24 protein-coding genes are annotated in these 24,238 nt (G+C 63.3%); 11 read left to right on the top strand and 13 right to left on the bottom strand.

Translation table 11 applies throughout. The features are described from left to right. Positions 1-271: 271 nt before the first annotated feature. Positions 272-496 (bottom strand): YbdD/YjiX family protein, encoded by a 225-nt coding sequence (locus tag ABS769_RS19910; RefSeq protein ID WP_005926176.1) that lies wholly within the window; start codon positions 494-496, stop codon positions 272-274. After that, positions 496-2,568 (bottom strand): carbon starvation CstA family protein, encoded by a 2,073-nt coding sequence (locus ABS769_RS19905; RefSeq protein WP_317062905.1) that lies wholly within the window; start codon positions 2,566-2,568, stop codon positions 496-498. Before ABS769_RS19905 ends, ABS769_RS19910 begins: the two co-directional genes overlap by 1 nt. A 254-nt stretch (positions 2,569-2,822) precedes the next feature. Here ABS769_RS19905 and ABS769_RS19900 point away from each other — a divergent pair, with 254 nt between their 5' ends. Together ABS769_RS19900 and ABS769_RS19895 are read left to right on the top strand one after the other, a co-directional pair. Beyond that, entirely contained in the window at positions 2,823-3,683 is an 861-nt protein-coding gene (locus ABS769_RS19900) for a pirin family protein (RefSeq protein ID WP_317062906.1), read from the top strand. A 33-nt stretch (positions 3,684-3,716) separates the two neighbouring features. Then, a complete protein-coding gene (locus tag ABS769_RS19895; protein ID WP_317062907.1) occupies positions 3,717-4,148 on the top strand; it encodes an OsmC family protein in 432 nt (143 codons plus the stop codon). A 108-nt stretch (positions 4,149-4,256) separates the two neighbouring features. Here the strand turns inward: ABS769_RS19895 and ABS769_RS19890 are convergent, their stop codons facing one another. The 3 genes from ABS769_RS19890 to nfi form a co-directional block, all read right to left on the bottom strand. After that, positions 4,257-4,718, bottom strand: a complete 462-nt coding sequence (locus tag ABS769_RS19890) for a hypothetical protein (protein ID WP_317062908.1) — start codon at positions 4,716-4,718, stop codon at positions 4,257-4,259. A gap of 256 nt (positions 4,719-4,974) precedes the next feature. After that, the gene (locus ABS769_RS19885) at positions 4,975-5,865 is read right to left on the bottom strand and encodes a pirin family protein (RefSeq protein ID WP_317062909.1); all 891 of its coding nucleotides are present in this window, start codon (positions 5,863-5,865) and stop codon (positions 4,975-4,977) included. A gap of 110 nt (positions 5,866-5,975) precedes the next feature. After that, positions 5,976-6,821: a deoxyribonuclease V gene (gene nfi, locus ABS769_RS19880; protein WP_317062910.1), complete on the bottom strand. Its 846-nt coding sequence runs from the start codon at positions 6,819-6,821 to the stop codon at positions 5,976-5,978. Here nfi and gpmA point away from each other — a divergent pair. From gpmA to ABS769_RS19860, 4 genes are all read left to right on the top strand, one after another. After that, the gene (gpmA, locus tag ABS769_RS19875; RefSeq protein WP_176341462.1) at positions 6,792-7,541 is read left to right on the top strand and encodes a 2,3-diphosphoglycerate-dependent phosphoglycerate mutase; all 750 of its coding nucleotides are present in this window, start codon (positions 6,792-6,794) and stop codon (positions 7,539-7,541) included. The two genes, nfi and gpmA, sit on opposite strands and share 30 nt — an antisense overlap. Before the next feature lie 157 nt (positions 7,542-7,698). Next, the gene (locus ABS769_RS19870; RefSeq protein ID WP_023904570.1) at positions 7,699-8,016 is read left to right on the top strand and encodes a hypothetical protein; all 318 of its coding nucleotides are present in this window, start codon (positions 7,699-7,701) and stop codon (positions 8,014-8,016) included. A gap of 222 nt (positions 8,017-8,238) precedes the next feature. Beyond that, the gene (locus ABS769_RS19865; protein ID WP_350498256.1) at positions 8,239-10,341 is read left to right on the top strand and encodes a M13 family metallopeptidase; all 2,103 of its coding nucleotides are present in this window, start codon (positions 8,239-8,241) and stop codon (positions 10,339-10,341) included. Between the two features lie 154 nt (positions 10,342-10,495). Then, a complete protein-coding gene (locus ABS769_RS19860; protein WP_317062912.1) occupies positions 10,496-12,058 on the top strand; it encodes a phospholipase D family protein in 1,563 nt (520 codons plus the stop codon). A 24-nt stretch (positions 12,059-12,082) separates the two neighbouring features. Here the strand turns inward: ABS769_RS19860 and ABS769_RS19855 are convergent, their stop codons facing one another. The 7 genes from ABS769_RS19855 to ABS769_RS19825 form a co-directional block, all read right to left on the bottom strand. Continuing rightward, the gene (locus ABS769_RS19855) at positions 12,083-13,222 is read right to left on the bottom strand and encodes a protein-glutamate methylesterase/protein-glutamine glutaminase (RefSeq protein ID WP_317062921.1); all 1,140 of its coding nucleotides are present in this window, start codon (positions 13,220-13,222) and stop codon (positions 12,083-12,085) included. Further along, on the bottom strand, positions 13,219-14,025 hold the full coding sequence (locus ABS769_RS19850; RefSeq protein WP_317062922.1) for a CheR family methyltransferase: 807 nt from the start codon (positions 14,023-14,025) through the stop codon (positions 13,219-13,221). Before ABS769_RS19850 ends, ABS769_RS19855 begins: the two co-directional genes overlap by 4 nt. 4 nt (positions 14,026-14,029) lie before the next feature. After that, positions 14,030-15,313 (bottom strand): EAL domain-containing response regulator, encoded by a 1,284-nt coding sequence (locus ABS769_RS19845; protein WP_176341458.1) that lies wholly within the window; start codon positions 15,311-15,313, stop codon positions 14,030-14,032. A 28-nt stretch (positions 15,314-15,341) separates the two neighbouring features. Continuing rightward, positions 15,342-15,860 (bottom strand): chemotaxis protein CheW, encoded by a 519-nt coding sequence (locus tag ABS769_RS19840; RefSeq protein ID WP_317062913.1) that lies wholly within the window; start codon positions 15,858-15,860, stop codon positions 15,342-15,344. A gap of 10 nt (positions 15,861-15,870) precedes the next feature. Then, a complete protein-coding gene (locus ABS769_RS19835) occupies positions 15,871-18,027 on the bottom strand; it encodes a methyl-accepting chemotaxis protein (protein ID WP_317062914.1) in 2,157 nt (718 codons plus the stop codon). Positions 18,028-18,095: 68 nt separating this feature from the next. After that, positions 18,096-20,111, bottom strand: coding sequence for a chemotaxis protein CheA (locus ABS769_RS19830; RefSeq protein WP_317062915.1), 2,016 nt, complete (start codon positions 20,109-20,111; stop codon positions 18,096-18,098). Between the two features lie 18 nt (positions 20,112-20,129). Then, positions 20,130-20,459 carry an STAS domain-containing protein gene (locus ABS769_RS19825; RefSeq protein WP_006451387.1) on the bottom strand — a complete coding sequence of 110 codons (330 nt, stop codon included), beginning with the start codon at positions 20,457-20,459 and terminating at the stop codon, positions 20,130-20,132. A 99-nt stretch (positions 20,460-20,558) separates the two neighbouring features. Between ABS769_RS19825 and ABS769_RS19820 the strand changes: the two genes are divergently transcribed. Beyond that, on the top strand, positions 20,559-20,825 hold the full coding sequence (locus ABS769_RS19820) for a hypothetical protein (protein ID WP_317062916.1): 267 nt from the start codon (positions 20,559-20,561) through the stop codon (positions 20,823-20,825). A 139-nt stretch (positions 20,826-20,964) separates the two neighbouring features. On the opposite strand, the gene ABS769_RS19815 is transcribed toward ABS769_RS19820, so the two are convergent. Then, positions 20,965-21,096, bottom strand: a complete 132-nt coding sequence (locus tag ABS769_RS19815) for a hypothetical protein (RefSeq protein ID WP_283161453.1) — start codon at positions 21,094-21,096, stop codon at positions 20,965-20,967. Positions 21,097-21,417: 321 nt separating this feature from the next. Between ABS769_RS19815 and ABS769_RS19810 the strand changes: the two genes are divergently transcribed. From ABS769_RS19810 to ABS769_RS19795, 4 genes are all read left to right on the top strand, one after another. Beyond that, complete coding sequence (locus ABS769_RS19810; RefSeq protein ID WP_317062917.1) at positions 21,418-21,771, top strand: SymE family type I addiction module toxin; 354 nt, start codon at positions 21,418-21,420, stop codon at positions 21,769-21,771. 309 nt (positions 21,772-22,080) lie between these two features. Further along, positions 22,081-22,641 (top strand): hypothetical protein, encoded by a 561-nt coding sequence (locus ABS769_RS19805; protein WP_317062918.1) that lies wholly within the window; start codon positions 22,081-22,083, stop codon positions 22,639-22,641. Positions 22,642-22,654: 13 nt separating this feature from the next. Next, positions 22,655-23,533 (top strand): hypothetical protein, encoded by an 879-nt coding sequence (locus tag ABS769_RS19800; protein ID WP_350498255.1) that lies wholly within the window; start codon positions 22,655-22,657, stop codon positions 23,531-23,533. Positions 23,534-23,844: 311 nt separating this feature from the next. Continuing rightward, a partial coding sequence (locus tag ABS769_RS19795; RefSeq protein WP_350498254.1) for a hypothetical protein occupies positions 23,845-24,238 on the top strand: 394 nt, incomplete at its 3' end.

Below are 24,238 nucleotides of genomic sequence, written 5' to 3'. Positions count from 1 at the left end.
CCGTCGCGGGACCTTACGCGGCATGGATGCCGCGTAAGAGCCTACATGGACGTACTTGCGGCGTGTCCCGCGATGGTGGGCGGGCAAGGGCCCTGCAGCAAATCCGCAGATCAACCACTCTGCAACCAACGCATTGCCATCAACGCATTGCCATCAACGCATTGCCATCAACGCATTGCCATCAACGCATTGCCATCAACGCAACAGGGCGCGATTCGCATCGCGCCCTGTTGCGTTTCTACTTCTTGATCAACCGATCACCGATCACCGATCAACAGCAACGAAACCCGCTCTTGCCGCCATACCGCGCATCCTGGCGCTCGCGGAAGAAGGCTGGGTAGTCCATCACCGGTTTGTCGGGATGTTTTTCCAGCATGTGGCGCACGTAGTTGTCGTAATCGGGAATGCCGCAGCACAGGCGTGCGGTCTGGATCAGGCGTCGCCAGATGCGGCGATGCACCTGGTATTGGCTGGCAAGGACGAGTTGGGTGCCCATTACAGGTCCGCCATCTGGTGTGGCTGCAGCGCCACGTACGGGGTTTCGCGGTCGCTACGCTGCGGGTTGCGGCGCGCAATCACGATGGTCTTGACCGCGTAGATCAGGATCGAGCCCACCACGAACAGGAACAGCACCGTCAGCCCCGTGTTGACGTAGGCATTGGTGACGATCTGCTGCATCTGCGCCACCGTCTTGGCCGGCGCGGTGATGGTGTTGCTGGCGATCGCGTCCTGGTACTTATGCGCCTGCGCCAGGAAACCCTGCGCCGGGTTGCTGTCGAAGATCTTGATCAGCCCCGCATACGTGGTGCAGATCAGCAGCCACAGCGCCGGCACGATGGTGACCCAGGCGTAGCGGTCGCGCTTCATCTTGAACAACACCACCGTGCCCAGCATCAGCGCGATCCCGGCCAGCATCTGGTTGGAGATGCCGAACAACGGCCACAGGGTCTGGATGCCGCCGAACGGATCGATCACCCCGGTGTAGAGCAGATACCCCCACAGCGCCACGCACCCCGCGGTGGCGATGATGTTGGCGGTCCACGACTCGGTCTTCTTCAATGCCGGGATGAAGTTGCCCAGCAGGTCCTGCAGCATGAAGCGGCCCGCGCGCGTACCCGCATCCACCGCAGTGAGGATGAACAGCGCTTCGAACAGGATGGCGAAGTGGTACCAGAATGCCATGGTGTCTTCGCCCGGCAGCAGCTGGTGCAGGATCTGCGCGATCCCCACGGCCAGTGTGGGCGCACCACCGGCGCGTGCAAGGATGCTGTGCTCGCCGATGTCCTTTGCGGTGGCTTCCAAAAGCTCGGGAGTGATCGCAAAGCCCCACTCGGAGACTTTGGCCGCCACCGCCACGGTGTCGCTGCCGACCAGCGAAGCAGGGCTGTTCATCGCGAAGTAGATGCCCGGCTCGATGATCGAGGCCGCCACCAGCGCCATCACCGCCACGAACGATTCCATCAACATGCCGCCATAGCCGATGTAGCGCATGTGGCCTTCGTTGGCGAGCAGCTTGGGCGTGGTGCCCGAGGCGATCAAGGCGTGGAAGCCGGAGACTGCGCCACACGCAATGGTGATGAACAGGAATGGGAAGATGCCGCCCTTCCACACCGGGCCGTCGCCGGTGGAGGCGAACTGGGTCAATGCCGGCATTTTCAGATCCGGCATCACGACCAGGATGCCGATCGCCAGCGCCAGGATCGTGCCGATCTTGAGGAAGGTGGACAGGTAATCGCGCGGGGCCAGCAGCAGCCACACCGGCAACACCGACGCGACGAAGCCGTAGCCGATCAGCATCCAGGTGATCTGCTTGGCGGTGAAGGTGAAGGCCGGGCCCCAGCTTGGGTCGGCGGCAACCTTGCCGCCCAGCCAGATCGCGCCCAGCAGCAGGATCAGCCCGACCACCGAAATCTCGCCGATCTTGCCGACCCGGATGTAGCGCATGTACACGCCCATCATCAGCGCGATCGGCATCGTGGCGATCACCGTAAACATGCCCCACGGGCTTTCCGCCAGCGCCTTGACCACCACCATCGCCAGCACCGCCAGGATGATGATCATGATTAGGAAGGCGCCGAACAAGGCAATGGTGCCAGGCACCTGGCCCATTTCCTCGCGCACCAGATCGCCCAGCGAGCGGCCGTTGCGGCGGCTGGAAAGAAACAGCACAACGAAGTCCTGCACCGCGCCGGCAAACACCACACCGACCACCAGCCACAACAGCCCGGGCAGATAGCCCATCTGGGCGGCAAGCACCGGGCCGACCAAGGGCCCGGCGCCGGCGATCGCGGCGAAGTGGTGGCCGAACAACACGTGCTTGTTGGTGGGCACGTAGTCCAGGCCGTCGTTGTTGCTCACCGCCGGCGTGGCGCGGGTGATGTCCAGCTGCATCACCTTGTCGGCGATGAACAGGCTGTAGAACCGGTAGGCAATCAGATAGATCGAGACGGCGGCAACCACGATCCACAACGCGTTGATATGTTCGCCGCGCCTTAGCGCCACGGTACCCAGACAGAACGCGGCCAGCAGCGCCAGCGCGCCCCAGGCCAATTTCGAGAACCCTTTCATGCATGCCCCTCAGGAACGATTCACTTAAGGGTCACCCCCTGCCTGCCTGCGGTCAATGGCGCCGTTCCGGGCCGGAGTAAAACTTTAGTTGTAGAGCGTCTTGGCTGCACTGGGCGATCGCGACGTGGCAGCCAGGTGCAGTAGCCGGACGCGGCAGCCAGGCAATAGAACGATCGGTTGCGCCGGCTGCGGTTGGGACGCCTGTCGCGCGCATCCATCATGTGAGGCTATTCAATCCGCACAGGGAGAGTTCGATGAGCGCCACCTCCACCACCGCAGCGATCCAAGTGCTGCGCACGATTCGCGGCATGCCTACCTCCGATGGAGCCGGGGTCAAGCTGACCCGCGTGATCGGCACCCAACAGCTGCCAGACCTGGACCCGTTTCTGATGCTGGACGAGTTCGGCACCGACAAAGCCGAAGACTATCTGGCCGGGTTTCCCAGCCACCCGCATCGCGGCTTCGAGACGGTGACCTACATGCTCGACGGCCGCATGCGGCACAAGGACAACCACGGCAACGAGGGCCTGCTGACCCCGGGCAGCGTGCAGTGGATGACCGCCGGGCGCGGGCTGATCCATTCGGAAATGCCCGAGCAGGAGTCCGGGCGCATGCGCGGCTTCCAGCTGTGGGTGAATCTGCCGGCGCGCGACAAGATGACCGACCCCAAGTATCAGGAATACGCACCGGAGAGCATTCCGGTGGCGCATCCGGGGCCCGGTGTGACGGTCAAGGTGATCGCCGGCACCGTGGGCGAGGTGCGCGGGCCGATCGTGCAACCCGCCACCGACCCGCTGTATCTGGATATCGCACTGGCACCGAACGTCAGCTGGGATTACGTGCTGCCCAGCGGGCACAACGCGTTTGCATATGCCTTCGAAGGCGCGCTGACGGTGGGCGAGGGCGATGCTTCACGCGCGCTGCCTGCGCAGGAGCTGGCAGTGCTGGGCCGTGGCGAGCGTTTGACGCTGCATGCCGGTGCCGAGGGTGCGCAGCTGATCCTGGTCGCGGGCCGCCCGCTCAACGAGCCGGTGATGCGGCACGGCCCGTTCGTGATGAATACCAAGCAGGAATTGATGCAGGCCTTCGTCGATTTCCAGGAGGGTCGGTTTTGAACCGGCCCGCTCGAGCCACCGTGGGAGAGCGTCATGAGTGACAGACCCGTCAGCGTCAGCACCGGCGCAGTGCCGTACACCGTGAGCATCCACGATGGTCGGCACACCTGGAGCGGCGATACCCAGCCGGCCAACGGCGGTGCCGACGCCGGGCCGGATCCCGAGTCGCAGGTGTTGGGCGCGTTGGGTGCCTGCACTGCGATCACGGTGTCGATGGTGGCGGCGCGCAAGCAGTGGCCGTTGACGGCGGTGCACGTGCATCTGCATTACACCCAGCGCGGCGCTGCGGGCACGGTGATCACGCGTGAGATCGTGCTCGATGGTGCGCTGGATGAGGATCAGCGCACGCGCCTGCTGGAAGTGGCCGAGAAATGCCCGATCCATCGCCTGCTGACCGGGCAGGTGCAAATCGACAGCGCATTGCAAACCGGCACAGTGGCAGACACTGGAACAACCCAACCCTGAGAATGCGCGACGCGGCCCGGCCGGCCGATCAGTGCCGGTCAGCTCGTCGCTGGTTATCGCTCATCGGTGCTTGCGCACCATGCCGCGTGGATTGCAGCCCGGATGGGTTTAGCGCTGTAACGCCAGGCTGGCAGGCTGCAGATCCATGTTCTGCACCAGCGACTGCATCAAGGCCAGCTCTTCGGTATTGGCGCCGTCGATCCACAGCTGCGCGTAGCGCTTCTTGCCCAGCTCGACCACGGTGACGCGGCGCGATTCCATGCCCGGCAGCTGACGGCCGCCCAGATCGAGCTTGTACCAGTAAAAGTCTTCCTGCTGGATCTGGCCTTTTTCCGCGCGTCGGTCGCGTGCCAGCGTCATTGCCGGGTCGCGGGTGGTGAGCATGACGCCCACGACCTGGCGACCGTCGGCCGTCACGGCCTTGCAGACCAGATAATCGGCGCCTGCGAGTTCGTTCCATTGCAGGCCGGAGGCCGGCGGCAGTGGCGGGCAGACCGGCGAGGTTTGTGCGTAAGCGGTGGCGGCGCCCAACAGCAAGCTCAGGCCGACAAGGCAGGATGCAGACTTCATTCAAGTGTTCCCCGGCGATGGATGACTGCGCAGGGGCGATGCCTTCCAGCGTGTCGTCGTAACAGCCCGTGCGCTCCCCGCCCGGCTGTGCCTCGCACGCAACATGCCCCCGACCTAGGGCGACATCACTACCACAGATTTGTCTGCAAGCTCAAGCGTGGTCGCAAACATGGCTGGAATTGGCTGTGCGCAGGGGCACTCGCGCTTCGGGATCGATTCGAGACTTGGGCATATCGCCGCGCCCGCATCGCTGTCTTCAGGGGTAATTGACCGGCTTGGGCGCCGGGGTTTCCGGCAATGGAATGAATTCCTTGTCGTCGCCGGGAATGCTGCCGAAACGACCGGTCTGCCAGTCGTCCTTGGCCTGCTCGATGCGCTCCTTGGAGCTGGACACGAAGTTCCACCAGAGGTGACGCGGGCCATCCAACGGCTCACCGCCGAGCAGCATCGCCTTGAGCGGTGTCTTGGCACGCAGCCGTCCGCGCGCGCCGGGCGAGGGAATAATCAGATGGCGGGCAGGAACATCCGCGCCATCCAGTTGCGCATCGCCGTCGAGAATGTAGAGCGCGCGTTCGAGGTGGCCGGTGTCCAGGTCGATTTCGGCATCGGGCTGCAGATCGATCGCCACGTTGAGCGTATCGCTGAAGACCTTGACCGGCGATTCTTCGCCATAGGCACGTCCGGCGATCACGCGCAGCAAGGCGCCATCGCGGCGTTGTTGCGGCAGGCTGGCGGCGGCATGGTGGTAGAGCGCTGGCGCGGTTTCTTCGGCCGAGCGCGGCAGCGCGACCCAGGTCTGCATGCCGTGCAATGCATGCTCGCGGGCGCGCTCGGGGCCGGGCGTGCGTTCGGAATGGGCGATGCCGCGGCCGGCGGTCATCCAGTTGACGTCGCCTGCGCGAATCACCTGATCGGAGCCGAGCGTGTCGCGGTGGCCGATCTCGCCGGACCAAAGGAAGGTGACCGTGGCCAGGCCGATATGCGGATGCGGGCGCACGTCGATGCCGTGATCCGGTTCCAGGATGGCCGGGCCCATCTGGTCGACGAACACGAACGGGCCGACGCTGCGCGCCTGGAGGGTGGGCACGGCGCGGCGAACTTCCAGCCCGCCGATGTCATGGACGCGTGGAGCGATGATCGTGGTCATGGCGGCGGCTCGTGGCGATCGAAAGAGAGCGCAAGCTTCGCACGCGCGCGCGATGGCGGCCGAGTGGTTGGGCAAGACGGTACGTTCCGCGTTGTTGCCGGCGCCGGCGCTCAGCCCAGCAGGTCGCCTTGCACGTCGGACATGACCTCGCCGCGCCGCGAGGCCAGCCGGTCGGCCAGACGCGTGGGCTCGGGCAGGCGATACGCGCGCAGCGTGCGCAGTGTCCACTCGAGCGCGCCCTGCATGGAGACGCGATGCCCGGGCGAGACGATCAGCGGGTTGCAGCGCGGCTTGCTGCGCAGCGCCCAGCCGATCTGCGCGCCGCCGAGCAGGATCGGGCTGTGCTCGCCACGTGCGGGTCCGGGTTCGGTAAAGCTGCCGGCCAGGCGCTGCTTGGCTACACCGATGCAGGGCAGCCCGGTCACCACGCCGAAATGCGCGGCGATGCCCAACTTGCGTGGATGCGCGATGCCCTGGCCGTCGATAAAGACCAGATCCGGCGTGCGCGAGAGCAAGGCCAGTGCCTCCAGCAACGCAGGCAGTTCGCGAAAACTGAGCAGGCCGGGCACATACGGTATCGAGGTGGGCAAGCGCGCCACATGCGTTTCCAGCGGCAGCAGGGTGTGCGCATCCAGCAGCACCGCTGCGGCGCGCGTGGTCTGGCCATCGTCTTCGAAGCCGACGTCGAAACCGGCCAGCACCTGCGGTGCCGTACTGACTTGATCCTGTAACACCACGCGCTGTGCCAGTTGCTGTTGCAACTGTCTTGCCTGGAGGATGCTGCCGTCCCAGCCGGCAAAGACGGGAGTGTTCGTCGCTTGCATGGTCACAGCATCGCGCGCCGCACGTAGCGATCTCGTGCACGCCAGCGATGCGCTGGCTGCCGCTACAATCGCAGACTGATCGGCCCCCATCGGAGAACCTGAGTGACCCGCAAACTCGTACTGCTGCGCCATGGCCAGAGCCAATGGAATCTGGACAACCGTTTCACCGGCTGGGTGGATGTGGAACTCACCGAGCAGGGCCGCCAGGAAGCCGCCACCGCTGGCAAGCTGATGAAGGACGAGGGCCTGCAGTTCGATGTGGCCCACACCTCGGTGCTCAAGCGCGCCATCCACACGTTGCAGGGCGCATTGAAGGAACTCGACCAGGACTGGCTGCCGGTGTCCAAGAGCTGGCGCCTCAACGAGCGTCATTACGGCGGCTTGCAAGGCTTGGACAAGGCCGAAACCGCCGCCAAGCACGGCGAGGAACAGGTCAAGATCTGGCGCCGTTCCTACGACATTCCGCCGCCGGCGATGGACGTCGACGACCCGGGGCATCCGTGTCACGACCGCCGTTACGCCACGCTGGATCGCAACGCATTGCCGGGCACCGAATCGCTGGCGACCACGCTGGTGCGCGTGCTGCCGTACTGGCACGACGCGATCGCCCCGCAGTTGAAGGCCGGGCAGACCGTGCTGGTGACCGCGCACGGCAACTCGCTGCGCGCGCTGTACAAGTACCTCAATGACGTCTCCAACGAGCAGATCCTGGAGCTCAACATCCCGACCGGCATCCCGTTGCTGTTCGAGCTGGACGACGAGCTGCAGGTGCAGAGCTTCCGTTACCTGGGCGACCCGGAAGCGGCCAAGCGCGCTGCCGAAGCGGTGGCCAATCAGGGCAAGGCGAAGTAAGCGCGGCGTTCGCTGGCTGCGCTGCGTGCAGTGCGCGTAGCGCGTCGCGGGTTTCGCTTCGCGCGGTCGAACGACGCGTGCGGGTTTGAAACGTGAGCGGTGCCGGTTCGTGGATCGAACAGGCACCGCATGCGTGTGTTCTTTCAGGGGAGACATGATGTCCGGCAAACGTAAAACGCAGCAGATGAGTGCCACCTACTGCCGCGCGTATCTGGTGACGTTGGGGCTGCTGTTGGCCGGTGGGGGCGGTGCGTTCGGCGTGCTGGCCAATGGCCGTGTGTCCGGCTCGGCGATGGGGGTGGCGCTGCTGATCTGCGTGGTTGGGGTGTTGCTGCTGGCGTTCGGGCTGTTTGGGCCGTCGCGGCAGATGGAATCCTGGGCGGACGCAGCGTCCGGGCATGAGGTCGCGCTGGTGTTGATGGTATTGGCGTATCCGGTGTATCTGTTGATGGCACCGTTTTACGCACGCAAGTAACTGCATTCGATGGCGCGTCATGCGCCGGAATGCAGCGTTCGATCAGTTGACGACAGAACGTCATGAGCGCCCGGTTGGATGGCGCACAGATGATCTTCCCCAAAGCGCGATCTCTGACGTCAGGGCGTCGTGGTGTCGCTGCAATGACTTGCGTTTTTGTCTTTCAGACGATCGCCTACTTTTCGACTGCGCATGACGCGGTCTTGTGCCTTGGAGAATTCAATGATGTTGAGCAAGTTCGCCCCGCTATCGCTTGCGGTGGCCATCGCGGTGATGCTGTCGGCGTGTGGTAAATCCGATGACGCTGCAAAGCCGGCGTTTACTGCGCCACAGGCCGCGCCGACCAGGGTGGATGTCTCCAAGCTCGATGCGCCGATCGTGGCGTTCGGCATCAACGATCTGGATCCGGCCATCAACGCGTGCCAGGACCTCAACGGATTCGTCAACGCCAAGTGGCTCAAGGCCAATCCGGTGCCATCGGACCGCACCAGCTGGGGCAGTTTCGAAGTGCTGGCCGAGCGTTCCTTGACCATCCAGCACGCGTTGGTGGAGCAACTGGCGCGCGGCAATCTGTCGGCCGGTTCGGTGGATGCCAAGATCGCCGACCTGTGGCGCACCGGCTCGGACGAAGCGGCGATCGACAAGGCCGGCATCACGCCGCTGCAGCCACAGTTGAAGGCCATCGACGCGCTGACCGATGCGCCGGCCATCGCCGCGTGGTTGCGCGACAGCTATGCCAAGGGCCAGGGCTTCATGTTCTCGTTCGGCGCCAATGCCGATTACAAGCATTCCGAGCAGATGATCGCCTACGCCGGGCAGGGCGGTCTGGGTCTGCCCGAGAAGGGCTATTACACCGATCCGGCGCAGGCCAGGATCCGCGAGCAGTACGTGGCCTATATCGCACGCGTGCTGGAATTATCCGGTGTTCCGGCAGCGCAGGTGGCCGCCCAGGCCAAGGCGGTGATGGCGTTCGAAACGCGACTGGCCAACGCCTCGCTGTCGCGCATCGAACTGCGCGACCCGGCCAAGCGCTACAACCCGGTCGATGTGGCCGGCGCCAATGCGGTGACGCCACACTTCGATTGGCAGGCGTTCTTCAGCGCGCTCAAAGTGCCGGCAGGGACCTTCTCGTTGAGCCAGCCGGGCTACTTCGCCGAGCTCGATGCGATGCTGGCCGACACGCCGGTGGAGACCTGGAAGGCGTACCTGCGCTTCCACAGCGTGGATGAGGCGGCGCCGTATCTGGCCAAGCCGTTCGAGCAGGCCAACTTCGATTTCTATGCCAAGACGCTGCGTGGTCAAAAAGACATGCTGCCGCGCTGGAAGCGCACCTTGAACGCTGTCAACGAGGCGATGGGCGAGGCGCTGGGCCAGCTCTATGTGCAATCTGCGTTCTCTGCCGAGTCGAAGGAGCAGATGCAGCAGCTGGTGCAGAACCTGTCCGTCGCGCTCAAGGCGCGGCTGGAAAAACTCGACTGGATGAGCGCTGAAACCAAGCAGCGCGCACTGGAAAAATGGGCCAGTTTCACGCCCAAGATCGGCTACCCGGATCAGTGGCGCGACTGGTCGGGCCTGGAAACGCGTGGCGATGGGTTTCTGGCCAATATGCAGGCCGCGCAGGCGTTCAACTATCGCTACATGCTGGACAAGATCGGCAAGCCGGTCGACAAGCGTGAGTGGCATATGACCCCGCAAACGGTGAACGCGTACTACAACGCCACCCGCAACGAGATCGTGTTTCCGGCGGCGATTTTGCAGCCGCCGTTCTTCGATCCCAAGGCCGACCCGGCATTGAACTACGGTGGTATCGGCGCGGTGATTGGGCACGAGATGATGCATGGCTACGACGATTCGGGCAGCCAGTTCGATGCCAAGGGCAACTTCGATACCTGGTGGACCGATGCGGACCGCAAGCTGTTCACTCAGCGCACCGATCAGCTGGTGGCGCAGTTCGATGGCTACGAGGCGATCCCTGGCATAAACGTCAAAGGCAAACTGACCTTGGGCGAAAACATCGGTGATCTCGGTGGCCTGACCGTGGCCTTCGATGCCTTGCAGATGGCGTTGAAGGAACAGCCGGACGCCAACAAACAGATCGACGGCTATACGCAGGATCAGCGCTTCTTCATGAACTGGGCCACGGTGTGGCGCCGCAACTTCACCGATGGCGAATTGCGCGTGCGCTTGAACACCGACCCGCATGCGCCGGCCAATTTCCGCGCCAATGGTGCGCCGTCGAACATGCCGGCGTTTGCGCAGGCATTCCAGTGCAAGCCTGGCGATGCGATGGTGCGTGGGGACAAGGAGCGCGTCGCGATCTGGTAAGCGTGATTGCATCCAGCGAGCACTGTTGCGGCAGTGCTCGCCGAAAACCCGCTGTTTTTGCGGGGTTTGTCGAGCTCGCTTGTGCGCTTGCGTCTGCACATCGACATGCATGTGCAGCGTCTAGACTGCCGCGCTCTGCAATACGGGGCCGGCAGTGACAAAGCGAAACATCTTCAAATGGATCGGCATCGGGGCGCTGGTGCTCGTGCTGGGTAGTGTGCTGTCGCTGTACGGTTACGGCCGCTTTGCCGATCGCCAGCGTGGCCCGGCGAGTCACGCGTTGCCAGCCACCGCATTGGCAACGCCGATCGATCAAGTCGTCGCGCCGCTGCAGCAGGCGCATGCCAATCAAACCGGCATGGTGATCCTGCCCGACAATATCGATGCGTTCGCGGTGCGCGCGCTCACCGCGCGTGCGGCCGGGCGCAGCCTGGATCTGCAGTACTACATCTGGCATGCCGACTTCACCGGCAACCTGTTGCACAACGAATTGCTGCACGCCGCCGATCGCGGCGTGCGCGTGCGCCTGCTGCTGGACGACATGAACATCCACGGCAGCGATTCGGTGCTGGCAGCACTCGATAGTCATCCGTTGATCGAGATCCGCTTGTTCAATCCCACCCGCGCGCGCGAAGGCACGTTGATGCGTGGGGTGGAGATGGTGCTGCGCATGTTCAGCATCAATCGGCGCATGCACAACAAAGCCTGGATCGCCGATGGCCGCATCGCGGTGGTGGGTGGCCGCAATGTGGGCGATGAGTATTTCGACGCGGCGCGCGACACCAATTTCATGGACATGGACGCGGCGGTGATGGGGCCGGCAGTGGGCCAGGCCGAGCAGGTGTTCGATGCGTACTGGAATAGCCCCAACTCCTTGCCGCTGGCTGCGCTGGTGACGGCAGAACCGCAGGCATTGGATGCGTTGCGTGGCAGTCTGGATGCCGGCCTGGAATCGGCACGCGCGCATCCCTACGTGGAGCGGCTGCGTCAATCGCCCAGCGTGCAGGCGTTGACGCAGGGCCAGCGCAAGGTGCATTGGCTGGATCGGGCGCGCATCGTCTCCGACCCGCCGGAAAAGGCCGAGGGCGCACCGCCGCAAGCGGACTGGATGACGCCGACCTTGATCGGCGAGATGGCACACGCGCAGCGCGAATTGAAAGTCATCTCGCCGTATTTCGTGCCGGGTGAAGAAGGCATGCGCTGGATCGGCGAGTTGCGTCGGCGCAATGTGCGCGTCAGCGTGTTGACCAACTCCCTGGCTGCCAATGATGTCGTGGCGGTGCACAGCGGTTACGCCGATTACCGCGTGCCCTTGCTCACGCAAGGCGTGCGTCTGCACGAGCTCAAGCCGATGGGCAAGCCGGACGGCAGCCTGTTCGGGTCCAGTGGCGCCAGCCTGCATACCAAGGCCTTTGTGGTGGACGACAGCAGCGGTTTCATCGGCTCGTTCAACCTCGACCCGCGCTCGATGAACCTCAATACCGAGATGGGTTTGCTGTTCGACGACCGTGCGGTCAGCGCGGAACTGGAGCAGGTGTACAACCGCAAGATCAGTGCGCCCTTGAGTTATCGCGTGACCCTGGACCAGGGCGAGCTGCGCTGGCACGACGATGCGGCGCAGCCGCCCGAGGTGTGGTCGCGCGAGCCGGCAGCGAGCGTGTGGCGGCGTGGCGCAGCGACGGTGATGGGCTGGTTGCCGTTGGAGTCGCAGTTGTAACGCCAGTGCTCTTCGCGCAGCCCGCTACTGCAGCTGCGTCACGATCTCGCGCGCCATCGCGCCCAGCGGCAGGATGCGGTCGGCGCCGCCGCGCTTGATCGCTTCCTTGGGCATGCCGAACACGATGCTGGTGTGTTCGTCCTGGGCCACGGTGCGTGCGCCGGCCTGACGCATTTCCAGCAGGCCGGCAGCGCCGTCGTCGCCCATGCCGGTCATGATGATGCCCAGCGCATTGCTGCCGGCCGCGCGTGCGGCCGAGCGGAACAGCACATCCACCGACGGACGATGGCGGTTGACTGGCGGGCCTTCCATGACCTCGACGAAGTACTGCGCGCCACTGCGGCGCAGCAGCAGGTGCTTGCCGCCGGGTGCGATCAACGCGCGGCCCGGCATTACCCGATCGTTGTTGGCGGCCTCTTTCACTGCGATCTGGCAAAGGCCATTGAGGCGTGCAGCAAAAGCAGCAGTGAATTTCTCCGGCATGTGCTGCACGATCACGATGCCGGGGCACACGCGCGGCAACGCGGTCAGCACTTCTTCCAGCGCCTGGGTGCCGCCGGTGGAGGTGCCGATGGCGACGATGCGCTCGGTGGTCTGCGCCAGCGCGCGCCCGCTCTGTGCCGGCAGGATCACATCGGCGGTGTGTTTGACCTCCGCTTCCAGCGGCACCGCAGTGACGCGCGCGGCCAGCCGTTTGACGTTGGCGCGTGCGGCGCTGCGCACCGTATTGACCAGTTCGTCGGCCGAATCGGTGAGGAATTGCTTGAGCCCCAGTCGCGGCTTGGTCACCACCGCCACCGCGCCGGCGGCCAGCGCATCCATGGTGACGCGCGCCCCTTTTTCGGTGAGCGTGGAGCAGATCACTACCGGTGTGGGCCGCTCGCTCATGATCTTGCGCAGGAAGGTGATGCCGTCCATGCGCGGCATTTCCACATCCAGCACGATCACGTCCGGCCATTGCTTGCGCATCTTCTCGATCGCCAGCAGCGGGTCGGCCGCAGTGGAGATGACCTCGATGTCGGTCGCGTCGTTGAGCACGCTCACCAGCACCTGGCGCACCACCGCCGAGTCGTCGACGACCATGGCCTTGATGGTCTTGGTGTTGGCAGCCGGGCTGGCGGCGGGGCGGTTGAAGGCTGTCGACACGGGCGATCCTTGGCTCAGGCCTTGCGGAAAATCGAGGGTGCCACCTGGACCAGATCGATGTCGAGTTCGCTCAGGCTTTCCGAATGGCCGATGCAGAAATGCCCGCCCGATTTGAGATTGGACAGCACGCGCAGGATCACCTCGCGCTTGGTCTGGCCATTGAAATAGATCATGACGTTGCGCAGGAAGATCGCATCGAAGCTGCCCAGCGCCGGCAACGCGGTATTGAGGTTGGCGTGCACGAACTTCACCCGATCGCGCAGCCGGCGTTCCACCAGCAAGCTGCCGTCGTACTCGCCCTGACCGCGCAGGCAGTAGCGTTTGAGATACGCCTGCGGAATGCCGTCGATACGTTGCAAGGCGTAATGCCCGGTGCGCGCCTTGGCCAGCACGCGGGTGCTGATGTCGCTGCCGACCACCTCGAACGGGCGGCCTTGCAAGGTGTCGTCCAGCACCATCGCCATGCTGTAGGCCTCTTCGCCGCTGGAGCTGGCTGCGCTCCAGCACCGGAACGGCAGGCCGCCGCGATGTTCGCCGGCCAGCTTGCGCAGCAGCTCGAAGTGCTTGGGCTCGCGGAAAAAATAGGTTTCGTTGGTGGTCAGCAGATCGATCGCGGTCTGGATCTCGGCGCGGTCCTGGCGGCTCTCCAGCAACTGCAGATACTGCGTGTAGTTGCTGAACTGATGTTCGCGCAGGCGCTTGCCCAGGCGGCCGCACAACATGGCTTTTTTGCCGGAGGAAATGCTGATGCCGGCCGCTTCGAAGATGAAGCGCTGGAAGCGGCCGAATTCCTGTTCGGTGATGGCGGTGGCGGTGCTCATGGTCTCAGGCGACATCCGCATCGCTGGCCAGCGCGCTGTCGCTCAGGCGCGCGATGCGCACGGCGTGTTCGCGCCACCATTCCGACAGCATCGGCCCGGGCATCGGCGAGCCCATCAGATAGCCCTGTGCCAGGTCGCACCCCAGTTCGCGCAACAGGCGCCAATCTTCCGGTGTTTCCACGCCTTCGGCCACGGCAGTCAGTTCAAGCCGGTGCGCCAGTTCCAAAGTGGATTCGAGCACGGTGCGCTGGCTGCGGCTGCGATGCGCGGCATGCACGAAGCTGCGGTCCAGTTTGAGTTCGGTGAACGGAATGCTGGCCAGGCGCTGCAGCGAGGAGAAACCGGTGCCGTAATCGTCGATCGACAGACCAAAGCCATGCAGGCGCAGTCGTGCCAGCATGCTCAAGGCATTGGCCGGCTCCACGATGGCGCTTTCGGTGAGTTCCAGCACCAGATCCGCAGGGCTCAGGCCGTTGTCGCTCAGCTTGGCGCACAGCTGTTCGAGAAAATCCTGCTCGCTGAGCAGGTTGGGCGACAGGTTCAATGCCAGCGTCAGCTGGAATCCTTCTGCACGCCAGTCCACCAATTGCGCAATCGCCTTGTCGATCACCTGCTGGGTCAACGCGTGGATCAAGCCTTCGCGTTCGGCCAATGGAATGAAGCGGTCCGGCCCGATCATGTCGCCTTGCGGGCGGCGCCAACGTGCGAGCGCTTCCACACCGCGCAGCCGGCCATCCTTGAGATCGAGTTTGGGTTGGTAAGCCACACGGATTTCGCCGCGGCGCATCGCACGGTCCAGGCGCGACGCGGCCGCGCCACCGCTGGACATCAGCGGCGACATCGCGGCCGGTGCAAACGCCGCTGCGCCAGCCGCCGGTTCGGGCTCGCACTCCAGCACAGTGGCCAGATCCTGCAGATGCATCGGCTTTTCGATGCCGCCGAGCACGCGTACGCCGGCGCTGCGGCTGAGCTGCATCACCGCATCGATCAAGGCGCCACCGCGTTGCGACACCACGATCACCGGCACGCTGTACTTGCCGCGCGCCAGTGCGTCGAGCAGCTGCACGCCGTCCATGCCTGGCATTTCCAGATCGATCAGCAGCAACGATGGCGCGATGGCGCTGCTCAACCAGGCCAGCGCAGCGTGGCCATCCACCGCGCCATCGACCGCAACGGCGCCGAGTTGGCGGCACAGCGCCATCGCATGCTCGCGCTGGACCACGCTGTCGTCGACGACCAATACCGGGCCGTCCAGCGCGCAGCTGCAGGAGAGAAGGGTGGGGCGCATGGGAGTCCTTGCGTGCATGCGAAGCATGTCAGGCCGCCAGCTCGGCGATGGGAAGCTGGGCGAGGGTGTCGTTGCTCAGCACGGCATCGGCATCGAGCAGGATCACGAAGCGCTCGCCGATCTTGGCCATGGCCTGGATGAAATCGCGGGCGATGCCGGCGCCAAAGCTGGGCGCGCCGGCGATGTCATCGGGCGCGATGTCCAGCACTTCGCTGACCGCATCCACCAGCAAGCCGAGCACCTGCTGCGTACCGCCATGGGCGATCTCCACGATCACGATGCAGCTGCGCTTGGTGATTGCGCTGGCGCTGCGGCCGAAGCGTTGCTGCAGATCCACCACCGGCACCACTGCGCCGCGCAGGTTGATCACCCCACGCAGAGCCGGCGGCATCATCGGCACGTCGGTGGGCGCGCGGTATTCGATGATTTCCTTGATGCCGAGAATGCCCAGGCCGAACATCTCCGTGCCCAACAGAAAGGTCAGGTATTGCTGCGGTGCCGTCGAGGACGGCGCACTGGTGGTGCTGGCTGCGCTGTGCGATTGCATCGTCGGTTCCTCAGAAGCTGGCGAACTGCGATTCGTCGATTGCATCGGCGGTGGCAGCCACTGCGCTGATCTGGCGCACGTTGGTGCGCCGCGGTGGCGCGCTGAGCGCGGTGCTGTTGCTGTGCGGCGCGATCCGGCGCGGACCCGGCTTGCTGCTGCCTGAAGCCACAGCGCGACCGCCATTGCCGAGCCGGAAGAAGCCCATCAGTTGCTGCAGCTGCTCGGCCTGCGCGCTCATTTCCTCGGAGGTTGCCGCCAGTTCTTCGGCATTGGCAGCGGCCGACTGCGTGGTCTGGTTCAACTGTCCGACCGCGGTGTTGATCTGGCTGACGCCGGCGGTCTGTTCTTCGGAGGCGGCAGCGATTTCCTGCACCAGATCGGAGGTGCGGCGGATCGAGGGCACCATCTCGCCGAGCACGCGGCCGGCGCTTTCGGCCAGCTCCACGCTGGAACCGGCCACCTCGCCGATCTCCTGCGCGGCGATCTGGCTGCGCTCGGCCAGCTTGCGCACTTCTGCCGCGACCACCGCAAAGCCCTTGCCGTGTTCGCCGGCACGCGCGGCCTCGATGGCGGCGTTGAGCGCGAGCAGGTTGGTCTGGTAGGCGATGTCGTCGATGATGCCGATCTTCTTGGCGATGTCCTTCATCGCCACCACTGTGGCGCGCACAGTGTCGCCGCCGTCTGCGGCTTCGCTGGCGGCCTTGGCGGCCATGCTGTCGGTGACGCGTGCGTTCTCGGTGTTCTGTGCGATGGAGGCGGTCATCTGTTCCAGCGAGGCGCTGGTTTCTTCCACGCCGGCCGCCTGTTCGCTGGCAGCCTGGGCAAGTGCCTGCGCGGTGGCGCTGACCTGTTCGGAAGCGCTGGCCAGATTCTCGGCGTTGCGGTTGACCTCATCGACGATCTCGGTCAGCCGGCTCATAGTGGTGTTGACGTAGCGCTGCATGTCGGCGAATGCGCCTTCGTAGCGGCCTTCCACGGTGTGGGTGAGATCGCCGTCGGCCATCGCGCCCATCACCTGGATGACCTCGGAAATGCTGCGCAGATTGCCGCGTGCCCGCTCCACGGTGTCGTTGATGAAGGCCTTCTTGCCCGGCAGCTGCGCCAGCGGCGCATCGAAGTTGCCGCGACCGAATTCGGCCACCACGCCCATCGCCAGTTTCTTCACCGCGATATGCGCGCCCACCATCTGGTTGATGCCGGTGGCCATGCTGCGGAAATCGCCGTCGAAGCCGCTGCTGTCGATGACCACATCGATATCGCCGGCTTCGTGTTCGGCCGACATGTGGTTGATCTCGCGGATCAAGCCGGTGAGGCTGCCGCGCACCTGTTCCAGGGTGTCGTTGATGAAGCGCTTCTTGCCCGGCAGCAGCGGCAGCTGCGCAGTGAAGTTGCCGCGGCCGAACTCGGCCACGCAGGCGATGGCCTGCTTCTTGACTGCGATGTGGCTGGCCACCATCGCATTGATGCGTTCGGCCATGCGGCGGAAATCGCCGGTGAAGCGTTGCGTGTCGATGACCACGTCGATGTCGCCGGCATCGTGCTCGCTCGCCATGCGGTTGACCTCGGCGACCATGCCGGTGAGGTTGCCGCGGATCTGGTCGACAATCTCGTTGATGAAGGCCTTCTTGCCCGGCAGGCGCTCCAGCTCGGCGGAGAAGTTGCCGCGCCCGAACTCGGCCACGCAGGCCATGGCCTGTTTCTTCACCGCGATGTGGTTGGCGACCATGCGGTTGATGCCTTCGCCCATCGTGCGGAAGTCGCCGTCGAAACGCGCCACGTCGATGCGGACATCGATATCGCCGGCATCGTGTTCCTGCGAGACGCGGTTGATCTCGTCGTTGACATGGCGAATGCTGCTTTGCACCTTGCGCAGTGCACGCAAGACCTCGCAGGCCTGCTCATCGCGCACCTGCGGCATGGCCACATCGAAGTTGCCGCGCGCGAATGCGTCCAGCGTGGTGGTGGCGATACTCAGCGAGTCGTTGGCGATCCGGATCGACCAGGCCAGCAACGCGCCGCTGACGAGGGCGGCCACCACGCTGGCGGCGAGCAGGGCGCCGTGCGACAGCGTCAGCGCAAAGCCGGCCACGACCACGACGACGGGCAGAACAAGGGCGAGGGCGGCGGTAAACCACAACTGGGTGGCGATTGGGAGACGGTGTGACATGGCGGCAGCTTCCTGGGGTCAGGGAACAACGAATAACGCGGTGATGTGGGGAGTGATGGTGTAAACGCTCAGGCCGCCAGGGCGTCCTGGTTGGGATGCAATTGCTGGAGCAGGCTGGGCACATCCAGAATCAGCGCGACATCGCCGCTACCCAGGATGCTGGAGCCACTGATGCCTTTGACCTGTGCGAAGACCTTGGACAACGGCTTGATCACGGTTTGCCATTCGCCCAGCAGCGTGTCCACGACCAGGCCGAAGCGCTGCGCGCCCTGGCGGATCACCACGATGCTTTCGCGTGCAGGCGTCTTGCCGCCGAGCGCGAACAATTCGCGCAGGCGCACATACGGCAGCACGCTGCCGCGCAAATCGATGTAGTCGCTGGCGTAGTCGGGCGTGAACTCCACGCATTCCTCCACCACATCCAGCGGCACCACGAACACCGACTTGCCGACACCGACCTGGAAGCCGTTGATGATGGCCAGCGTCAGCGGCAGCCGCACCGAAATGGTGGTGCCCACGCCGGCGGTGCTGTCGATCTCCACAGTGCCGCGCAGCGCGGTGATGTTGCGCTTGACCACGTCCATGCCGACGCCGCGCCCGGACAGGTTGGTGACTTTTTCCGCAGTGGAAAATCCCGGCTCGAAGATCATCGCGAACACTTCGCGGTCGCTGAGCTGGCGGCCGGGTTCGATCAGGCCGCGTTCCAGCGCCTTGGCCAGGATGCGGTCGCGGTTCAAGCCGCCGCCGTCGTCGGTGATCTGGATGACGATGCTGCCGGAGTCGTGATAGGCGTTGAGGCCCACGGTGCCGCGTGCGGGCTTGCCGTGTGCCACGCGCACGTCGGCCGGCTCGATGCCGTGGTCCATCGCGTTGCGCACCAGATGGGTGAGCGGGTCGCCGATCTTTTCCACCACCGACTTGTCCAGCTCGGTGTCTTCGCCGGCCACCACCAGCGCGATGTCCTTGCCGAGTTCGCGTGCCACGTCGTGCACTACGCGCTGGAAGCGGCCGAAGGTGCCGCCGATCTTGACCATGCGCAGTTGCAAGGCGCTCTCGCGTACGTCTTCCACCAGGCCGGCCAGGATCGAGGCCGATTCCAGCAACTGAACGTCACCGGTGCGCTGCGCGTTGGCGTTGGTGCCGGCCACCGCGATGATGAGTTCGCCGACCAGATCGATCATGCGATCGAGTTTGTCGGCGTCCACGCGGATCGAGCGCGCCTCGGCGTTGCGTGAGGCACCTTCCTGGGGGGAACGTGGCGGCGTTGCAACCGAGGTTGAATTCGGAACCGCAGCGAGCGTGCTGGCGACCGGTGCAAGCGCTGCAGGCTCGATGACGAGAAGGGCCGCAGCCTCGATCGGTGTCGGCACCGAGGTGATCTCCAGATCGCAATCCTCGCGCACGAACTCGAACACTTCTTCGATCGCGGCGCGGTCGGCATCGCTGCGCAACAGGATCTGGAAACCGAGATAGTTGGCTTCCGGATCGAGGTCTTCAAACGTCGGCAATTGGCTGTAGTCGGTGCTGATCGATTCGACCGAACCCAGGCCGCGCAGATTGCGAATCAGCTTGAGCGGCGAGTTGCCGAAGCGCAGCGCATCGGCAAACAGCGTCAACGAAATACGCCAGTAACCACTTTGTTTTTCAGGTGTGCCGAGCTGGGTGGCGGCCTCAGTGACGCCGCACACGCTGCCTTGCAGATAGGTCTGCAACTGCGCGAGCAACGGCTCGGCCTCGGTCGCCAGTGCGGCCGCATCGGCGTGGCTTGGATCGGCCGCGGTTTCCACCAAGGCGTGGATGTGGTCGCAGCACACCAGCAGCAGCGCGATCAATTCAGAGCTCAGGCTCAGCGCTTCCTCGCGCACCAGATCCAGCACGCTTTCCAGCACATGTGTGAAGCCGACCAGCTGCGGCAGATCGAACAACCCGCCCGAGCCCTTGATGGTATGCGCCGCGCGAAAGATCGCGTTGACCGCATCGGGCGAAGACTCGCCACGCTCGGCTTCGAGCAGATGGCGTTCCATGTCTTCGAGCAGATCCCGGCTCTCGGCCAGAAAGGTCTGCATCAGCTGGTTCATGTCCATGCGCGTGTTACCTGTCCGTTAGTGAATGCGTTCGCCGAGGCACGCGACCGCATGCGGGTACAGCGCTTCGAGCAGGCCGAGCAGTTCGATCACATCGACCACCGCACGGCTGGAATCTGTGAGCGAAAACGGCCGCCCATCGGCCTGGATCGCCTGCTTGGTGGCCAGCAGCAATTGCAGGCCGGTGGTGTCGATCTCGCTGACCGCAGCGAGGTCCAGATGCAATCCACCCGGGTGCAGCAATGCCGGCTGCAAGAGCGGCTTGAGTTCTGCAGCGCGACGGATCGTCATCTCGCCTTCCAGGGCGAGTGTCAGCGGCGCGGGTAGAGCGGACAGTGGCGTGTTCATTGATGCCTCAAGCGATGCGATGGCGCACGGATGCGCGCCATGACGCGGTAGAAGGTCGCTCCGGCGTGGGCTTGCGTGGGCAGCTCTGCACACGGGGACATGCCGGTCTATGCAGGTATCGGCGCGTGGCAGGAATATTTAGGCAAAATTCAGCGCAGTGACGGATTTGAGAAATCCATCACTGCCCGGGCATTAATTGCTCAGGTTTGTCGCAAGCAGGCTCGGGTGTCGAATGTCCCGGACAGTCCTGCAGGACAGATAGCCGCATTTCAGCCGAATTCTTTAATGCGTGCGCTTGCCGAGATTTGCAGCGTCGCTGCAGATAATTCGCATGAAACAAGCGCGTTGCGGCGTGCGTTGGATTAAATGGCGCGATGGGTTTTAGCGAAAATTCCGCATTACGTCCGAGTCGCCTTTATGCCATTGCCATAACGCGCCCGACGCATCCTTGCGTCTTCTATGGTCGAGGTCGTCACACGAAGCAAGCGCAACCAGCGATAGCGGATTATCTCGGCGCCAACATCGTCAACAAGCCACGCGCGGCATTGAAGCGATCCACACCTTCCGGCAGTGGCAGTTTGATGCGCAGCTTGTCCGGGCCGTCCATGGTGTAGATCTTGGGCTGCTTATGGATCACTGCGAACAGTGTGGCTAGCCGACCCGATAGCGCACGCTGAATCTGCTATCTCTTTCAGTTGACAACCCAATCAGTCAGCAGCAAGCTCTACCTCAAGGAGCGTAGAAACTCCTCGAACAGCGGTACCCACCTCCGTCAAACCGGTGGGTTTTTTGTGCCTGCATTTTTTTGCAGGCGCAGCCGACGTGATGCCTGCGTCGGGAGGGCGGCTAATACAACACCCTTCGGGGAAATACGCCCGCCGACTGTTCGCGGTTTCTAACCTCCCGACATCCCGTCGCCACATGGCGGCGGGCCGATGTCCTTCAAGGAGGGTTTGTCATGCGTCAACCGCCGTCCCGCCCCAACAATGCGCGCAAGCGTGTACCACATCAGCCCAAGCGCGACGCGGTCTGGCGCATCGTGGAGTCATCGTCTCCTCGCATGCTCACAGCCGACGAAGTAGAGGCAGCAAATGCTGCAGATCTTGCACGTCAGCAACGCGCCCCGCGCCGCCCGCGTCCACCACAGCAGTGCACCATTGGCTATGGCTACTATGCCGCCAGCCAGCAACGCGTGCCGACGTTGCGCCTGCGCGGCCGTTGGCTGGAGCAACTGGGCTTTGTCATTGGCAGCAAGCTGGATATCCGCATGCGCGACGGCGAACTGGTGGTGAGCTTGGCCCGTAAGGACTGAGCAGCTTGCTGTGCAGCATCGCCACCCGCGCGATCGTGCAACCGGCCTTGGCCGAGCAAGCTCAGGCGGTTGCCTCCATCCAGCACTCGCCGCCCTCGTCGGAGGAAGTGCAGCGCGAGCAGACGTTATATAGCTACCGTGTTGTGGGAACGGAGTTGTAGCCACAGTGGCGCTAAGTGATCGAGCTGGCGTCGCAGCGTTGCGTTTCTTGGACGCAGGAAGAGCCCGCTTTGCTATATTCCGCTGAGTGTGCATTGTCTGATACCGACCTAATTTACTCCCGCGCCCTTCGACATGGAGTCCCCCGACATGTTCAACATTCCTAATCTGCATCTGGCAAGAAAAAAGCCGGGCGAGCCGTGGCCGCTGCGGTTTGATAGTTATTCGTTTGATCCGCGGTGTTATCACGTTATGCGGTGCAGCATCATCTTTGCGCGGCAGCAGCATTCCAGTTATTTAGACAAGCCCTCTGGTGCGCCCCCCAAGCCGAACTGGAAAGATGACTGGACAGGCGGCTTCGGCAGTACCGAAGAGTTCGAGACGCGCGGGTTTCCATCGACGGTGGATATCCGCTGGACCGCAATGGACGGCGTGGAGCGCTATGTCGAGATCGATTTCGAGACGATCTTTCCAGGCCATTTGATCCTGCACAACGTCCCCAAAGAGGATGTTGATGAATTTTTCTTGGCCTATGGCTACTCGGCAAACGGGCGGCATCACGTTTACATCTTGCTGGAAGTCAATGACCGCACGATCAATGTGTATATGCGTAGCCGGATTTTGACGAAACACCTGGCTGATCCAGAGCATGATCCCAATCTGAAAATCAGCCGAGGGGAACTGATCCTGGCCTGGACCAAGACCTACTGACGGAACGTTCGCCATGGACAAGAAGACGGTTCTGCAACTGGGCGAAGACGGCCTGCCGCTGGATGATGTGTCGCACTACGCGGCCACGCCGGAGCATCTGCAAACCTACGATCAGGCGGCGCAGGACCTGTATCGCTTCAAGGTGCCGCAGCTGTTCGACCGTGCCGACCCGCATCCGTATCCGATCATCGGCTTGATGGCACAGTTAACGATGCTCATAAGGGCCCGCTACGTGCCACCAAGGCCGTCAAGCACCATCAGGCTATATTGCAGTCCTGACCTGCGTCTTCCGATACAACAAGCCTCCCCATCCGAGAGTGGCGATCCTGAAATGTTCAACCTCAAAAATCCGTTTGAAAAAAAGACACCGCGCGAGCCGTGGCCGCTGCGATTCGATAGTTATTCGTTTGGAGCGCGTTGCTATCACACCTTGCGATGCAGCATTATCTTTGATCGGCAGCAGCACTCGTCCAGCGACTTGGACAGCTTTTCTGGCGAGCCCCACAAGCCGAACTGGAAAGACGATTGGAGAGGCGGCTTCGGCAGCACCGAAGAATTCGAGACTCGCGGCTTTCCTTCGACGGTCGATATCCAGTGGGCTGCGATGGATGAGGTGGAGCGCTACGTCGAAGTCGATTTCGAGAAAATTTTCCCCGGCCATCTGATCCTGCATAACGTTGCCAGAGAAGATGTCGATGAGTTCTTCTTGGTTTACGGATTTTCTGGAAACGGACGAAATCACGTTTACATCCTTCTAGAAGTCAACGACCGTACGATCAACGTCTATATGCGGTCTAGAGTGCTGACCAAGCATCTTGCTGATCCAGAACATGATCCACTCAAGAAAATCAGTCGTGGCGAGTTGATCCTGGCTTGGACCAAGACCTACTGAGGTAGCGCTCGATATGGACAAGAAGATCGTTCTGCAGCTAGGCGAAGATGGCCTGCCGCTCGATGACGTGTCGCACTATGCTGCGACGCCGGAGCATTTGCGCACGTAGGAACAAGCAACCGACGAACTCTATCGGTTCAAGGTGCCGCAGCTACTGGATCATGCCGACCCGCACTCCTAGCGTGATCAGCGGGAGGCGATCGAATTGACGATGCGGTGCATTTCTTGGACGCAGGAAGAGCCTGCTTTGCTATATTTCGCTGAGTGTGCTCTGTCTGATGCCCACCTAACTTACTCCCGCGCCCTTCGACATGGAGTCCCTCCACATGTTCAACATTCCTAATCTGCATCTGGCAAGAAAAAAGCCGGGCGAGCCGTGGCCGCTGCGGTTCGATAGTTATTCGTTTGATCCGCGGTGTTATCACGTTATGCGGTGCAGCATCATCTTTGCGCGGCAGCAGCATTCCAGTTATCTGGACAAGCCCTCTGGTGCGCCCCCCAAGCCGAACTGGAAAGATGACTGGACAGGCGGCTTCGGCAGTACCGAAGAGTTCGAGACGCGCGGGTTTCCATCGACGGTGGATATCCGCTGGACCGCAATGGACGGCGTGGAGCGCTATGTCGAGATCGATTTCGAGACGATCTTTCCAGGCCATTTGATCCTGCACAACGTCCCCAAAGAGGATGTTGATGAATTTTTCTTGG

Origin of the sequence: Xanthomonas hortorum (assembly GCF_040279205.1) — a bacterium.
Lineage (GTDB): Bacteria > Pseudomonadota > Gammaproteobacteria > Xanthomonadales > Xanthomonadaceae > Xanthomonas > Xanthomonas hortorum_F.
Note: the sequence above shows the minus strand (reverse complement) of the source record. Positions and strands in the feature narration are given on the sequence as shown.